This window comes from Cellulophaga sp. RHA19, from assembly GCF_002813425.1.
Classification (GTDB): domain Bacteria; phylum Bacteroidota; class Bacteroidia; order Flavobacteriales; family Flavobacteriaceae; genus Cellulophaga.
This window is the reverse complement of sequence record NZ_PHUL01000001.1, coordinates 297,658-313,192: the sequence shown is the minus strand read 5'-3', so window position 1 is coordinate 313,192 and position 15,535 is coordinate 297,658. Positions and strand designations below refer to the sequence as shown.

Sequence of the window (15,535 nt, the reverse complement as noted above, 5' to 3'; positions counted from 1 at the left end):
CTGATTATGTCAGGAACACACGAACACGACGACGATCACGGACATCATCACAAAGAAACCTTCATTACTAAATATATATTTAGTATGGATCATAAGATGATTGCAAAGCAGTATTTAATTACTGGTTTAATTATGGGTTTCATTGGTATAGCAATGTCATTGTTATTTAGAATGCAATTGGCTTGGCCGGGTGAATCTTTTCCTTTATTTGAAGCTGTATTAGGTAAATGGGCACCAGGTGGTGTTATGGATGCTGATGTGTATTTAGCATTGGTAACTATGCACGGAACTATAATGGTTTTCTTTGTACTTACAGCAGGTTTAAGTGGGACATTTAGTAACTTACTTATTCCATTGCAAATTGGAGCTAGAGATATGGCTTCAGGATTGTTAAATATGATCTCTTATTGGTTATTTTTTACATCTGCAGTTATAATGGTTTGTTCTCTTTTTGTAGAGTCAGGACCAGCAGCGGCAGGTTGGACAATCTACCCTCCTTTGTCTGCATTACCTATGGCTCAATCGGGTTCTGGCGCAGGTATGACATTGTGGTTAGTATCTATGGCTATATTTATAGCATCATCTTTATTAGGATCATTAAACTATATTGTAACAGTTATTAACTTAAGAACAAAAGGTATGTCTATGACAAGATTACCTTTAACAACTTGGGCATTATTTGTTACTGCTATAATTGGTGTTGTTTCTTTCCCGGTTTTATTTTCAGCGGCATTGTTGTTAATTATGGATAGAAGTTTTGGAACATCATTCTTCTTATCAGATATATTTATACAAGGAGAGGTATTACACTATCAAGGTGGATCACCTGTATTATACGAACACTTATTTTGGTTCCTAGGACACCCAGAGGTATACATTGTAATTTTACCAGCAATGGGTATTGTATCTGATGTTATGGCAACAAATGCTCGTAAACCAATTTTTGGTTACAGAGCAATGATTATGTCAATTATTGCAATTGCATTCTTATCTACAATTGTATGGGGTCACCATATGTTTATTTCAGGTATGAATCCTTTCTTAGGTTCTGTATTTACATTTACAACTTTATTAATTGCAATACCATCTGCTGTAAAAGCATTTAACTGGATTACAACAATCTGGAAAGGTAACTTGCAAATGAATGTTGCAATGTTATTTTCAATCGGATTTGTTTCTACATTTATTACTGGTGGTTTAACTGGTATTATTTTAGGAGATAGTACATTAGATATTAACGTTCATGATACTTACTTTGTGGTAGCTCACTTCCACTTAGTAATGGGTATATCTGCTTTATATGGTTTATTGGCTGGTGTATATCACTGGTTCCCAAAAATGTTTGGTAAGATGATGAATAAAAACTTAGGTTATGTTCATTTCTGGATCACTGCTATTTGTGCTTACGGTGTTTTCTTTCCAATGCACTTTGTAGGTATGGCTGGTGTACCAAGACGTTATTATGAAAATACAGCATTCCCAATGTTTGATGAGCTTACTGATGTTAACATCTTAATAACAGTATTTGCTTTAATAGCCGGAGCTACTCAGTTGGTCTTTGTTGGTAACTTTATCTATAGTATTTTCTACGGTAAAAAGGCAGAGCAAAACCCTTGGAAAGCTACTACTTTAGAGTGGACAACTCCTGTAGAGCATGTTCACGGTAACTGGCCAGGTGCTATTCCTGAAGTTCACAGATGGGCATATGATTATAGTAAAACAAATGAAAACGGAGAATATGTAATACCAGGACAAGATTATGTTCCTCAAGTAGTACCTCTTCAAGCTGGTGAAGAAGAACTTACTCACTAGACTTCATAAAAATTATATAAGGCCTTTTAAAATTTATTTTAAAAGGCTTTTTTTTTGGCATCATTCTTGGCAATAATATATAGTTAAGCTGTATTTTAGTATCTTGTTTAACAACAAACACAAACCATTAAACACACCATATTTTGAAGCAAATTATTTTAAGTATACTGCTACTTACATCAGTAGTAAGTATCGCGCAGAAAAAACCAAAAATTAAAGGAAGTAAAACTGTTATTGAGGTAACTAATGAGTTGCCGCCTTTTAACTCCATTAAAATAGCTGATGATTTACGAATAGAGCTTAAAAAAGCAAGGGAAAACAGCTACACTTTTATAGGTGATGATAATCTTTTGGATGTTCTTAAGTTTGAGGTAACAGATAGTATATTAGAAATTAGTTCTTTTTATAGAATAGTCTCAAGAAAAAAACTAGTGCTAACAGTAAATTACATGGGATTAAATGGTATAACTATGTTAGATGGCCGTTTAGATATGAAGGATATTGTTACTACAGATTATTTAGATATTAATCTCCAAGGAAGTTCTAAGCTTAACTTAAATACGCTTGCTGATGTTGTTACTATTTCAATGTCTGGTAATAGCAATGCAGAACTTAATGTAGATTGTGACGAGTTAGTTATTAGTCAAGATCAAAAAAGTAACTTAGGGCTGTATTTAGAAGCACAAATGGCTAAAGTAACAATGCACGGTAATGCTGATAGTAAACTTGAGGGTGCAGCTACAGATTTGCATATAGATTTATTTGGTAATTCTCAACTAAGAGCAGAATCACTAAAAGGAACTTCTGTATCTGCAAACTTAGATGAATCTCCAGATGCTAGAATATTTGCCACAGAAAGCTTTGATTTATCATCTAAAGGTAGCTCTAAAACATATTTGTACGGCACTCCTAAAATTACAATTACAGACTTTTTAAACGCATCTCAATTAATTAAAAAGGAATAGATTATTTTCTAATTAGAAAGCTTTCAATTTCTAGTATCTTTGTTAGACTATGAATGAAAACCTAGACCCAACATCAGAAAATTTTTCTTCTGAAGAATTTGATATAGAAAGAGCATTAAGACCCTTAAGTTTTGATGATTTTGCTGGTCAAGATCAAGTTTTAGAAAACCTAAAAGTTTTTGTAGAAGCTGCTAACCAGAGAGGAGAGGCTTTGGATCATACTCTTTTTCACGGACCTCCAGGTTTAGGGAAAACTACATTGGCTCATATTTTAGCTAATGAGTTAGGTGTTGGTATAAAAGTTACATCTGGACCAGTTTTAGATAAACCAGGAGATTTAGCAGGTTTGCTTACGAACTTAGATGAAAGAGATGTTCTTTTTATTGATGAAATACATAGACTTAGTCCTATTGTAGAAGAATACTTATACTCTGCAATGGAAGATTATAAAATTGATATAATGATAGAGTCAGGCCCAAATGCACGCTCTGTACAAATAAATTTAAACCCTTTTACCCTTATTGGTGCAACAACACGTTCTGGGCTTTTAACGGCTCCTATGAGGGCTCGTTTTGGTATTCAGAGTAGATTACAATATTATACAACAGAATTATTGTCTACTATAGCAGAACGTAGTGCAGAAATTTTAAATGTACCTATAGATTTAGAAGCTGCAATAGAAATAGCGGGTAGAAGTAGAGGTACACCTAGAATTTGTAATGCATTGTTGAGACGAGTAAGAGATTTTGCGCAGATAAAAGGCAATGGTAAAATTGATATAGAAATTTCTAGGTTTGGACTAAATGCATTAAATGTAGATGCACATGGTTTAGACGAGATGGATAATAAAATATTAACCACTATTATAGATAAATTTAAAGGTGGCCCAGTAGGTATTACTACATTAGCAACCGCAGTATCTGAAAGTGCAGAAACTATAGAAGAGGTATACGAACCTTTTTTAATACAACAAGGCTTTATTATGCGTACACCTCGTGGTAGAGAAGTAACAGAATTGGCGTACAAACATTTAGGTAGAATTAAGGGAAGTGTGCAAGGAGGTCTGTTTTAACTACCACGCATTTTCCCAATCTTTCCATACAACTTCAAAACCTTTGCTTTGCAACATTTGTGCAATAGTTTCTGTGCTACGTTCATCAGAAATTTCAAACTGTTCTAAAGATTGTGGTTCTACAACATAACCTCCAGGATTTGTTTTAGACTCTGCGCTTATAGACGTTATTCCTAAGTTGATAATGTTGTTTCTAAATTTTTCACTTTCTCTGGTAGACATAGATAGCTCAACATCTTCGTCTAACAAACGATAAGCACATATCAGCTGTGCTAAATCTGCATCTTCCATTACTACTTTTGGTTCTAAACCACCCGTATGTGGTCTAAGTCTAGGAAACGAGATAGAATATTTAGTTTGCCAATAGGTTTTTTGTAGATATTGTAAATGCAAAGCAGTAAAAAAACTGTCTGCTCGCCAATCTTCCAATCCAAATAAAGCACCTACACCAATTTTATGTACGCCAGCTTTGCCTAAACGGTCTGGTGTTTCTAGCCTGTAATCAAAATTAGACTTTTTACCTTTAGGGTGGTGTTTTTTATATTCGTCTCTGTGGTAGGTTTCTTGGTACACCAAAACGGCGTACAAGCCATTTTCTACAAGCAATTCATACTCGTCTTGGTCTAATGGTTGTACTTCTATGGTAATATTAGCAAACTCTTTTTTTAACAGTTTAATAGCATTATTTATGTAGTCTACACCAACAGTTTTATTTGCTTCACCAGTTACTAATAAAATATGGTTATACCCTTTGCTACGTAAAAAGGTAGCTTCCTTTAAAATTTCTGCGTCAGTTAGCGTACGCCTAGGTATTTTGTTTGTTAAGCTAAAACCGCAGTAAGTACATATGTTTTGGCACTCATTACTTAAATACATTGGCGCATACATTTGCATTGTATTACCAAAGCGTTTTTTAGTTAATGCACTACTCATTTGTGCCATTTGCTCTAAGTATGGCTTTGCAGCAGGGGAAATTAACACTTTAAAGTCTTCTAGATTACGTTTGTTACTTTGTAAAGCGGCTTCTACGTCTGTGCTGGTTTTACTGTAAATATCAGCAACAATGTTGTCCCAACTATACTTATTAAAAAGTGATGTAAAATTACTCATTTAAAAAAGAGGTTAAAGGTGAGCTTGCTTCTGCAGTTTGTTTTATTGGAGCTAGCTTTGCATTGTAAGCCAAACGACCAGCCTCTACAGCTAATTTAAATGCGTTTGCCATTGCAGTTGGGTTTTGTGATACGGCAATTGCAGTATTTACCAAAACTGCATCTGCACCTAGTTCCATAGCGTGTGCTGCGTGTGACGGTGCTCCTATGCCTGCATCTACAATTACAGGAACGTTACTTTGTGCTATAATTATTTCTAAAAAATCTACTGTTTTTAATCCTTTGTTGCTACCAATTGGTGCGCCCAATGGCATTACGCATTGTACGCCTACATCTTCTAAACGTTTGCATAGAACAGGATCTGCGTGTATGTAAGGCATAACTACAAAGCCTTGTTTTACCAATTCTTCTGCAGCTTTTAAAGTTTCTATAGGATCTGGCAGCAAGTATTTTGGGTCTGGATGAATTTCTAATTTTACCCAGTTAGTTTCTAAAGCTTCTCTAGATAATTGAGCAGCAAAAACTGCTTCTTTTGCTGTACGCACGCCAGAGGTGTTTGGTAAAAGGTTTATTCTAGAATGATTTAAGTGTGATAAAATATCGTCATCTTCATCTGCTACATCTACGCGTTTTAACGCAACTGTAACTAGTTCACTTTCTGATGCTAGTAAAGCATTTTTCATTACGGCTGAAGAACTAAATTTTCCTGTTCCGGTAAATAGTCTTGATGAAAACTCTTTGTCTGCTATTATTAAATTATCCTTCATCGTTTTTATTTTTATCAAACTTATACACTTGCTCTTGTGTTGCAGGTGTGCTTAAAATTTTATTTAAAGTGGCAATGTTGTTAAAATTGCTTGTAATTTCTGTTGATGCTGCAATACCGTAAATTCCTGTTTTTAATAACTCAGGAACGTCTGCTATAGTAATGCCGCCAATGGCAATTATTGGAGTATTTGTTTTTAACTCATCTATAATTGCTTGGTATCCTTGTAAGCCTAAAGTTGGACTTAAATTTTGCTTTGTTGTGGTAAATTTAAATGGGCCTAAACCAATATAATCTACTTCTTTTTTTAATAAGTTTTCACAATCTTCTAAGGTGTTTGCAGTACCGCCAATACTAATCCATTTTCCTAAATGCTCACGTGCTTCTAATGGGCAAGCATCTGTTTTTCCTAAATGCACACCATCTGCATTTACTTCTTTGGCAATTTTATAATGATCGTTAATAATTAATCTAGTCTGAAAATGAGAAGTTATTTCTTTGGCCTTTAAAGCAGTTTGCAATAAGGTTTCTTCGTCTATATTTTTTAGGCGTAATTGTACCCAATCTGCACCAGAAGAACATGCTTTTTGTATGTTAGCCAAATGCATTTCTGGAGTATCGCCTTGGCTTATATAATGTAATTTACTAATCATTATTTCTGTTTTTTAGGCTAGTAATGTAAGCCTCATTTATTTGCTTAAATGCTTCTAAAGGATTTTTGCTATTCCAAACTCCTCCTAAAACGCCAATTCCTTTGTAACCTAATGTGTTAAATTTGCTAAGGTTTTCTGCAGTAACCCCTCCCATACCAACAATTGTTTTGTTTATATGATTTACATTAAAGCCACGCCCTTTATAACCTTTTTTTGATATGGAATTAAAAACAGGGCTAAGCAGGTGATAATCAAACTCAAAATAACAACTGTTTAATTCTTCTGGATCATGAAATGAAGAACTTATGGTTTTGCTAAACATATTTAAGTCTTTAAAATACCGTGTAGGATTGTCTATAGTATCTCTACGTTTTTGTTCTTGAAAATGAATACCTTTTAAGTTGTAACTATTTATTAGCTCATGATGGTGATATATAATAACACGGTTGTAGTATTCTGGTTTTATTTTGTTTAGATACTCTTTATGCTGCTTTAAGTCTTTAAAAGGTTTTCTTAAATGATAATATTGTAGCCCAGCGTTAAATAGTTGATGAAGTATTTCTATTTCGTTAGGTACATCTTCTTCTGGTGCTATAAGTACAATCATTTTATTAGGTTTTTTTTAAGTTAGGGATTGTAGTGGCATCCTTTTGCTTTTTTTTAGCAAAAGATATAACGGAAAGCCCGCCTACGCCTTACTTAGTAAAAGGCGTAGGAACTTCCACTTTATATTACAAATACACTTCTGATCCTTTTTCTTTAAACTCTTTAGATTTTTCTTCCATTCCTTTTGCAATAACTTCGTTGTCGTCTGCAATTTTGTTTTCGGCAGCAAAGTCTCGTACTTCCTGAGATATCTTCATAGAACAGAATTTTGGTCCGCACATAGAGCAAAAATGAGCAACTTTAGCGCCTGCAGCAGGTAAGGTTTCATCATGGTACTCACGAGCACGTTCTGGATCTAGTCCTAAATTAAACTGATCTTCCCAACGGAACTCAAAACGCGCCATACTTAAGGCATTGTCTCTGTGCTGAGAACCCGGATGACCTTTGGCTAAATCTGCAGCATGAGCCGCTAATTTATAGGTGATAACACCTACGCGCACATCTTCTTTATTTGGTAAGCCTAAATGCTCTTTTGGTGTAACGTAGCACAGCATTGCGCAGCCGTACCAGCCAATCATTGCAGCACCAATACCAGATGTAATATGGTCGTAACCTGGAGCAATATCTGTAGTTAAAGGGCCTAAGGTGTAAAAAGGAGCTTCGTCACAAACTTCAATTTGTTTTTCCATATTTTCTTTAATCATGTGCATTGGCACGTGACCTGGACCCTCTATAAAACACTGTACTTCATGCTTGCGAGCAATCTGAGTTAATTCTCCTAGTGTTTCTAATTCTGCAAATTGTGCTTCGTCATTAGCATCTGCTACAGAGCCAGGACGTAAGCCGTCTCCTAATGAAAAAGAAACATCGTATTGTTTTAATATTTCGCAAATATCCTCAAAATGAGTATATAAAAAACTTTCTTTATGGTGAGCTAAACACCATTTTGCCATAATAGAACCACCACGAGAAACTATGCCTGTAACACGTTTTGCAGTCATTGGTACGTAGCGTAATAAAACACCTGCGTGAATGGTAAAATAATCTACACCTTGTTCTGCTTGTTCTATTAAAGTGTCTCTAAAAATTTCCCAAGTTAAATCCTCGGCAACACCGTTTACTTTTTCTAAAGCTTGGTAAATTGGTACGGTGCCTACTGGTACTGGTGAGTTACGTATGATCCACTCACGAGTTTCATGAATGTTTTCTCCGGTAGATAAATCCATGATATTATCTGCTCCCCAGCGGCAAGCCCAAACTGCTTTTTCTACTTCTTCTTCTATAGATGAAGTTACTGCAGAGTTACCAATATTTGCGTTTATTTTAACCAAGAAGTTACGACCTAAAATCATAGGTTCTGCTTCTGGATGATTTATGTTTGATGGTATAATTGCACGACCTCTAGCAACTTCACTACGTACAAATTCTGGAGTAATTTTTTCTGGAATATTAGCACCAAAATGTTCGCCTTTGTGTTGTTTTCTTATTTCGGTCATTTCATCTATTCGTTGGTTTTCACGAATAGCTATGTACTCCATTTCTGGAGTAATAATTCCTTTTTTTGCGTAGTGTAATTGTGTTACGTTTTGTCCTTTTTTTGCGCGTAGCGGTTTTTTTAAAAGTTTAAAACGCATATGGTCTAAACTAGCATCGTTTAAACGCTCGTTACAATATTCTGAAGAAAACGAAGCTAACTCTTCTACATCTCCACGCTTTTTAATCCAAGGTTCTCTAATACGTTCTATACCGCTGTGTATATCAATTTCTTTGTTTGGATCTGTATAAGGACCAGAAGTATCATAAACCGTTACGGGTTCATTAGGTGTTTTCTTTTTGGTCATAGAGTCTACAGTATCGCTTAATGCAATTTCTCGCATTGCAACTTTAATTTCTGGATGTAATTTACCAGAAACATATACTTTTTTAGAACTAGGAAATGGTTGTCTTGTAATACCGTTTTGCTTAGGTGCGGTGTCTTTCTTTTTCATTATAAATCTTTTAAGTTTTTAGGTTACCCTCCTTGAGCAGGACGTATTAGTAATACATTGTCATGGGGTTGTAAAATGGTAGAACTCCAGCTGCTTTTTGGTATTACACCGCCGTTAATGGCAATGGCAACACCAAAAATGGTTATTTCTAGAGTTTTTATTAGTTGAGACACATTAGTTTCTCTAGGAATTAAGTGCTCTTTGTTATTTACGTTTATGGGTATCATAACGATACATTTTAAGTGCTAGGTTATAGCGTTAAAAAATCCAACTAAATCGTAAACTGTGTGTGAAAATGCATTCTCCAGAAACGGAAAAAACACTAAAAGATAGAAATCATAAAAAGAATTCAACTTTTCCCTTCGGCTGTACTAACAGCATCAGGTTCAAAGGGTATTTCTCAGTTCTTAAAAAGAACACCCCTAAAGTTTACATAACAAATGTATTAAATAAATTATGATAAGACCTAATAAAAAATAAAACTATTATAAGAAAAAGATGACTTATTGATTTTTAAAATAGTTGTAAGTAGCTAGCTGAGATTGTACTATGGTGTTATTGTTTGTAACATAATTATTTTTTTGATCAGCGTCTATAATTCTTGCTTTTACATTGTCTGATAGCTGAATATTTAAAATGTCTTTTACTATTTTAAAATTCTCTTTATCCTTTATAGGGGTAATTACTTCTATTCTGTGAGATAGGTTGCGCGTCATCCAATCTGCAGATCCAATAAAAAGTTTTTCGTCTCCGTTATTTCCAAAAAGGTAAACTCGCCCATGCTCTAAATATCTGTCTAAAATACTGGTAATTGTAATGTTCTCGCTCTGGCCCTTTATGCCAGGAACTAAACAACAAATCCCGCGAATTAACAACCGTATTTGTACACCAGCATTGCTGGCTTTGTAAAGTAGTTGAATCATTTTTTTATCTTCAAGGCTGTTCATTTTTAAGACAATTAAGCCTTTTTTGCCAGCTTGTGCTAATTCAATTTCTTTTTCTACCATAGTAGAAAATATATGCCTAGATGTAAAAGGAGATATAAGTAGTTTTTTGGCTTTAGGAACAATTAAAACACCTTCTAAAACCAGAAAAACACGATTTAACTCTTTACATATTTTGCTATTTGCCGTCATTAAGCCAAAGTCGGTATATAGCTTAGCCGTTTTTTCGTTAAAATTGCCTGTTCCAATGTAACTATAGGTTTTAAGTTTGCCCTTAATCTCTTTTTCTATGTATAAGATTTTAGAGTGTACTTTAATTCCTGGATAGCTGTAAATTACCTTTGCACCATTTTCTTTAAATATTTTACCCCATCTTAAATTGTTATCCTCATCAAACCTTGCTTTTGCCTCAATAAAAATAATTACATTTTTACCTGCTTTTGCAGCTTTTGCAATAGCAGTATTTAGCCTAGATGTTTTTGCTAAACGATACAAAGTCATTTTTATGGTCTTTACCTCTGGAGAAACAGCAGCTTCTTCTAATAATTTTATAACGGGCTCAAAAGATTGATACGGATAATGTATAAGTTGATCTTTTGCTTCTATGGCGTCAAAAACAGAGTTGTATTTAGTTAGCAAAGAATGGGGAATAGGCTCTAGGTTTACGTTGTTTAGTTTCTTTTTTGTTGGATTTGGGAAACTAAAGAAATCTTTAAAATTATGATAAACACCGCCAAAAATAATATCTGTGTTGTATATGTCTAATGCATTTTTAACAGCTTCTAAAAGTGCAATTGGAGCGCTTGCGTCTATAAGTGCACGTGTTGCTTGCCCTGTTTTTCTTTTAGGTAATGCATCAAGAATTTTTTGCATTAGATCTCCAGAGAATTCATCTTCAATATACAGTTCTGCATCTCTAGAAATTTTTAAAGCATAGTACTCTTTACTGTTTTTGTTTAAGAGGTTGTGTTTTAAAATGTCATCTAAAAAAGTAATGTAAAATGTTTGGTCTGTAGATGGAAAAACAACAAAGCGTGGTTGGTTGTCAGGTATCTCAACTAATTCTATTTGTTCTTCTTCTTTTAAAGCAACTAAGTATGATGCTTCATTTTTTGCAAAAATTGAATTTTTAATAGAGCTGGGGCCAGTTTGTATATCTACTGTATTTTTTAAATTAGAACTATAATAATCCTCTGCATATAGTTTTTGTTGTTTGTTAAAATCTTTAAAATTAATTAAGTGAATATTTTCCTTTTTTAAATCGGGAATAATTTCATCTAAAAAAGCACTTCCAAATTCTTGTTGTTGTTGGTTAACTTGTTTTTTAATTTCTGCAAGTACCTTGTTTGGTTTAGTTATTAATTTTTTACGCAGTGGTTTTTCTAAGTCTTTTATTTGTCTAATGTCAGATACACGAACTTTAAAAAACTCATCTAAATTAGAAGAAAAAATTGCTAAAAATTTTATACGCTCATACAGCGGATTTCTTTTGTCTTTAATTTCTTGTAAAACTCGATGGTTAAAACGTAACCAAGATAAATCTCTGTGGTAATATTTAGAATTGAAAAGCTTGCTCATAAATAGTAAAATAGGCAATTTATATGTTTTGCAATAAAGATATGTAAGTATTTTGTTAAGTTATTGCTTTTGCAAGTGCGTTTGTTAGTATTAGCATCACTAAATAATTTTTTATTACTAGTAAAACTTTAAATTTGCTATGTGATGTTACCTATTGTACATAAAGAAAATGCAACGACTTTGATAAAAGAAGAAGCCAAACGACTAGGTTTTATTTCTTGTGGAGTTTCTAAAGCTGAGTTTTTAGAGGAAGAAGCTCCTCGTTTAGAGAGTTGGTTAAACAAAAATATGAATGGGCAAATGTCTTATATGGAAAACCATTTTGACAAACGTCTAGATCCAACTAAATTAGTTGATGGTTCTAAATCTGTAATATCATTACTGCTAAATTATTATCCAGAGGCTACTCAAAATGATGATGCTTTAAAGATTTCTAAATATGCTTACGGTCAAGATTATCATCACGTTATAAAATCTAAACTAAGAGCATTGCAGGAGTTTATTACCGACAATATTGGTGAGGTAGAGGGTAGGGCGTTTGTAGATTCTGCTCCTGTTTTAGACAAAGCTTGGGCGGCAAAAAGCGGTTTGGGTTGGATAGGTAAAAACAGTAACCTAATAACTCAAAGAGTAGGTTCTTTTTATTTTATAGCAGAGTTAATTGTAGATATAGAATTGGCTTACGATAGTGCTGTAACAGACCATTGTGGTACCTGCACCGCTTGTATAGATGCTTGCCCTACGCAGGCAATTGTAGATCCTTATGTTGTGGATGGTAGCAAGTGTATATCTTATTTTACCATAGAATTAAAAAATGAAATTCCTGCTGAGGTTAGAGGTAAGTTTGATGATTGGATTTTTGGTTGCGATGTTTGCCAAGATGTATGTCCTTGGAATAAGTTTTCTAAACCACACAATGAGCCCTTATTTAATCCGCATCCAGATTTATTATCTATGACCAAAAAAGACTGGGAAGAGATAACAGAAGATGTTTTTAGAAAAGTGTTTAAGAAATCTGCAGTGAAGCGTACTAAATTTTCGGGATTACAACGCAACATAGATTTTTTAGAATAATATTATAATTTAATTGCTGGGATACCCGTAAATTTGCATCTTAAAATTAGAAACAATGAGCAACGAGAAGAATAGAAGAGAGGCTTTAATTTACCACGCAAAACCGCAACCAGGTAAAATAAAAATTGTTCCTACTAAGCCTTATGCAACACAAAGAGACTTAGCATTGGCATACTCTCCGGGCGTAGCAGAGCCTTGTTTAGAAATAGAAAAAGATAAAGAAAACGCATATAAATATACATCTAAAGGTAATTTAGTTGCTATAATCTCTAATGGTACAGCTGTTTTAGGGTTAGGAGACATAGGTCCTGAAGCATCTAAACCAGTAATGGAAGGAAAAGCCTTATTGTTTAAGATATTTTCTGATATTGATGGTGTAGATATAGAGGTTGATACTAAAGATGTAGATAAATTTGTAGAAACTGTAAAGATGATAGCACCTACTTTTGGTGGTATTAATTTAGAAGATATAAGTGCACCTGCTGCTTTTGAGATTGAGCGTAGATTAAAAGAGGAATTAGATATTCCTGTAATGCATGATGACCAACACGGTACAGCAATTATTTCTGCTGCGGCATTATTAAATGCACTGGAAATTGCTGGTAAAAAAATTGATGAAGTACGTATTGTAATAAGTGGAGCAGGTGCTGCTGCTGTATCTTGTACAAGATTGTATAAGGCTTTTGGAGCTAAAGATGAAAATATTGTAATGCTAGATAGTAAAGGTGTTATAAGGTCTGATAGAGACAATTTATCTAAAGAAAAAGCGGAGTTTGCATCAGACAGAAAAATAGATACTTTAGATGAAGCAATGGTAGATGCAGATGTTTTTGTAGGCTTATCTATAGCAGATATTGTTTCTCCAGAGATGTTGATTTCTATGGCTAAAAAACCTATTGTTTTTGCAATGGCTAATCCTAATCCAGAGATAAATTATGATTTAGCTGTAAAAACAAGAAAAGATATTATTATGGCTACAGGAAGGTCTGACCATCCTAACCAAGTAAACAATGTTTTAGGGTTTCCTTTTATTTTTAGAGGAGCTTTAGATGTAAGAGCTACGGGTATTAATGAAGCTATGAAAATGGCTGCGGTTAAAGCAATAGCTAAATTGGCAAAAGAGCCAGTACCAGAACAAGTAAATATTGCATACGGAGAAACAAGGCTAACTTTTGGTGAAGATTATATTATTCCTAAGCCTTTTGATCCAAGATTAATAGCAGAAATTCCTTTAGCTGTAGCAAAGGCTGCTATGGATAGTGGTATTGCAAAACAGCCTATTGAAGATTGGGATAAGTATAAAGAAGAATTAATTAGACGTTCTGGTAATGACAATAAAGTTGTACGTTTATTACACAACAGAGCAAAAGTAAATCCTAAAAGAATTGTATTTGCAGAAGCAGATCATTTAGATGTGTTAAAAGCAGCTCAAATTGCATACGAAGAAGGTATTGCAGAGCCAATTTTATTAGGTAAAAAAGAAACTATTTTAGAGCTTAAGGCAGAATTAGAGTTTGATGCAGACGTGCAAATTATAGATACTAAAGCAACAGAGTCTAAAGGGCAACGTACATTATACGCTACTAAGTTTTGGGAAAACAGAAAACGTAAAGGAGTTACGTTTTACTACGCCAAAGCTAAAATGAGAGAGCGTAACTATTTTGGCTCTATGATGGTAGAAGTTGGTGATGCAGATGGTATGATTTCTGGTTATTCTAGAGCATACCCAACAGTGGTAAAACCAGTTTTTGAAGTTATTGGTAGAGCATCTAATGTGCAAAAAGTGGCAACGGTTAATATTATGGTTACAGACAAGGGACCTTTATTTGTTGCAGATACCTCTATAAACATTAATCCTAATGCAGAAGAATTAGCAGATATAGCTTTAATGACGGCTAATGTGGCTAAAACTTTTGGTTTTGATCCTGTAATAGCAATGACGTCTTATGCAAACTTTGGCTCTTCTAGTGCTCCAAATGCAGTAAAGGTTAGGAAGGCTGTAGAGATTCTTCATAGAGATCATCCAGAAATGGTTGTAGATGGTGAAATTCAGATGGATTTTGCTCTAAACAAAGAGTTGTTACAAAGTCAGTTTCCTTTTTCTAAATTAGCAGGAAAAAAAGTAAACACTTTTATTTTTCCAAATTTAGAGTCGGCAAACATTACATATAAATTGCTTAAAGAGTTAAATGATGCAGATTCTATTGGACCAATTATGTTGGGTTTACGTAAATCTGTACATATTCTTCAATTAGGAGCAGATGTAGACGAGATGGTAAATATGACCGCAGTGGCTGTTATAGATGCACAAGAGAGAGAGAAAAGAAAAAAGGCTAAAAACAATCAGTAAATAAATAATACAAACCAACCTATACCATTCATATGATTACACATTTAAGAGGGAAATTAGTAGAGAAAAATCCAACATTTTTAGTAATTGAGTGTAATGGTGTAGGTTACTTTGTAAACATATCACTGCATACTTTGTCTAAGGTGACAGATGCAGAAAATATACAGTTGTATACACATTTACAAGTTAAAGAAGATTCGCATACATTGTTTGGTTTTGCAGAAAAATCTGAGCGAGAAATTTTTAGATTATTAATTTCTGTTTCAGGAATTGGACCTAGTATTGCGCGAACAATGTTGTCATCGTTATCACCAGCTCAGGTGAGAGATGCAATTGCTGGTGGAGATGTGGCAACAATACAGTCTGTAAAAGGTATTGGAGCAAAAACTGCACAACGTGTTATTTTAGATTTAAAAGATAAAGTATTAAAAATATACGATATTGATGAAGTTTCTACTTCTTCAAACAATACAAATAAAGAAGAAGCGTTATCTGCTTTAGAGGTTCTTGGTTTTGTTCGCAAACAAGCAGAGAAAACCGTTGACAAAGTTGTTAGTCAGGACCCAACATTAAGCGTTGAAAACATTATTAAGTTGGCGCTGAAAAATTTGTAATAAG

The 15,535-nt window shown here is 34.0% G+C and carries 13 protein-coding genes and 1 riboswitch; of the genes, 6 read left to right on the top strand and 7 right to left on the bottom strand.

Annotated features, from left to right (window positions below; all coding sequences use genetic code 11):
- Nucleotides 1-6: 6 nt before the first annotated feature.
- The 3 genes from AX016_RS01380 (at nt 7) to ruvB (ending at nt 3,849) form a co-directional block, all read left to right on the top strand.
- Complete coding sequence (locus tag AX016_RS01380; protein ID WP_100893895.1) at nt 7-1,812, top strand: cytochrome c oxidase subunit I; 1,806 nt, start codon at nt 7-9, stop codon at nt 1,810-1,812.
- A gap of 143 nt (nt 1,813-1,955) precedes the next feature.
- Nucleotides 1,956-2,777: a GIN domain-containing protein gene (locus tag AX016_RS01375; protein ID WP_157811054.1), complete on the top strand. Its 822-nt coding sequence runs from the start codon at nt 1,956-1,958 to the stop codon at nt 2,775-2,777.
- Between the two features lie 49 nt (nt 2,778-2,826).
- Nucleotides 2,827-3,849 (top strand): Holliday junction branch migration DNA helicase RuvB, encoded by a 1,023-nt coding sequence (gene ruvB / locus AX016_RS01370; RefSeq protein ID WP_100893893.1) that lies wholly within the window; start codon nt 2,827-2,829, stop codon nt 3,847-3,849.
- Here the strand turns inward: ruvB and thiH are convergent, their stop codons facing one another.
- The 7 genes from thiH to ppk1 form a co-directional block, all read right to left on the bottom strand.
- Nucleotides 3,850-4,959, bottom strand: coding sequence for a 2-iminoacetate synthase ThiH (thiH, locus tag AX016_RS01365; RefSeq protein WP_100893892.1), 1,110 nt, complete (start codon nt 4,957-4,959; stop codon nt 3,850-3,852).
- Nucleotides 4,952-5,725, bottom strand: a complete 774-nt coding sequence (locus AX016_RS01360) for a thiazole synthase (protein ID WP_100893891.1) — start codon at nt 5,723-5,725, stop codon at nt 4,952-4,954. Before AX016_RS01360 ends, thiH begins: the two co-directional genes overlap by 8 nt.
- On the bottom strand, nt 5,715-6,377 hold the full coding sequence (thiE, locus tag AX016_RS01355; RefSeq protein ID WP_100893890.1) for a thiamine phosphate synthase: 663 nt from the start codon (nt 6,375-6,377) through the stop codon (nt 5,715-5,717). Before thiE ends, AX016_RS01360 begins: the two co-directional genes overlap by 11 nt.
- On the bottom strand, nt 6,370-6,984 hold the full coding sequence (locus tag AX016_RS01350; RefSeq protein WP_100893889.1) for a thiamine phosphate synthase: 615 nt from the start codon (nt 6,982-6,984) through the stop codon (nt 6,370-6,372). Before AX016_RS01350 ends, thiE begins: the two co-directional genes overlap by 8 nt.
- 124 nt (nt 6,985-7,108) lie before the next feature.
- Nucleotides 7,109-8,971 carry a phosphomethylpyrimidine synthase ThiC gene (gene thiC, locus AX016_RS01345; RefSeq protein WP_100893888.1) on the bottom strand — a complete coding sequence of 621 codons (1,863 nt, stop codon included), beginning with the start codon at nt 8,969-8,971 and terminating at the stop codon, nt 7,109-7,111.
- Nucleotides 8,972-8,994: 23 nt separating this feature from the next.
- Entirely contained in the window at nt 8,995-9,198 is a 204-nt protein-coding gene (gene thiS / locus AX016_RS01340; protein WP_100893887.1) for a sulfur carrier protein ThiS, read from the bottom strand.
- Nucleotides 9,199-9,311: 113 nt separating this feature from the next.
- A riboswitch (TPP riboswitch) is annotated at nt 9,312-9,405 on the bottom strand.
- A gap of 69 nt (nt 9,406-9,474) precedes the next feature.
- Nucleotides 9,475-11,493 (bottom strand): polyphosphate kinase 1, encoded by a 2,019-nt coding sequence (gene ppk1 / locus AX016_RS01335; RefSeq protein ID WP_100893886.1) that lies wholly within the window; start codon nt 11,491-11,493, stop codon nt 9,475-9,477.
- Nucleotides 11,494-11,637: 144 nt separating this feature from the next.
- Between ppk1 and queG the strand changes: the two genes are divergently transcribed.
- The 3 genes from queG to ruvA are packed head-to-tail and all read left to right on the top strand — an operon-like array spanning nt 11,638 to nt 15,531.
- Complete coding sequence (queG, locus tag AX016_RS01330; protein ID WP_100893885.1) at nt 11,638-12,567, top strand: tRNA epoxyqueuosine(34) reductase QueG; 930 nt, start codon at nt 11,638-11,640, stop codon at nt 12,565-12,567.
- Between the two features lie 55 nt (nt 12,568-12,622).
- Complete coding sequence (locus tag AX016_RS01325; RefSeq protein WP_100893884.1) at nt 12,623-14,917, top strand: NADP-dependent malic enzyme; 2,295 nt, start codon at nt 12,623-12,625, stop codon at nt 14,915-14,917.
- Nucleotides 14,918-14,949: 32 nt separating this feature from the next.
- Entirely contained in the window at nt 14,950-15,531 is a 582-nt protein-coding gene (gene ruvA, locus AX016_RS01320; RefSeq protein ID WP_100893883.1) for a Holliday junction branch migration protein RuvA, read from the top strand.
- The last annotated feature ends 4 nt before the right edge of the window (nt 15,532-15,535 follow it).

Bases quoted from the DNA above. Each gene is read 5' to 3' on its own strand.
- AX016_RS01380 (WP_100893895.1), top strand. From the start codon at position 7: ATGTCAGGAACACACGAACACGACGACGATCACGGACATCATCACAAA.
- thiE (WP_100893890.1), bottom strand. From the start codon at position 6,377: ATGATTAGTAAATTACATTATATAAGCCAAGGCGATACTCCAGAAATG.
- AX016_RS01325 (WP_100893884.1), top strand. From the start codon at position 12,623: ATGAGCAACGAGAAGAATAGAAGAGAGGCTTTAATTTACCACGCAAAA.
- queG (WP_100893885.1), top strand. From the start codon at position 11,638: ATGTTACCTATTGTACATAAAGAAAATGCAACGACTTTGATAAAAGAA.
- ruvB (WP_100893893.1), top strand. From the start codon at position 2,827: ATGAATGAAAACCTAGACCCAACATCAGAAAATTTTTCTTCTGAAGAA.
- thiC (WP_100893888.1), bottom strand. From the start codon at position 8,971: ATGAAAAAGAAAGACACCGCACCTAAGCAAAACGGTATTACAAGACAA.
- ruvA (WP_100893883.1), top strand. From the start codon at position 14,950: ATGATTACACATTTAAGAGGGAAATTAGTAGAGAAAAATCCAACATTT.
- thiS (WP_100893887.1), bottom strand. From the start codon at position 9,198: ATGATACCCATAAACGTAAATAACAAAGAGCACTTAATTCCTAGAGAA.
- AX016_RS01360 (WP_100893891.1), bottom strand. From the start codon at position 5,725: ATGAAGGATAATTTAATAATAGCAGACAAAGAGTTTTCATCAAGACTA.
- thiH (WP_100893892.1), bottom strand. From the start codon at position 4,959: ATGAGTAATTTTACATCACTTTTTAATAAGTATAGTTGGGACAACATT.
- AX016_RS01350 (WP_100893889.1), bottom strand. From the start codon at position 6,984: ATGATTGTACTTATAGCACCAGAAGAAGATGTACCTAACGAAATAGAA.
- ppk1 (WP_100893886.1), bottom strand. From the start codon at position 11,493: ATGAGCAAGCTTTTCAATTCTAAATATTACCACAGAGATTTATCTTGG.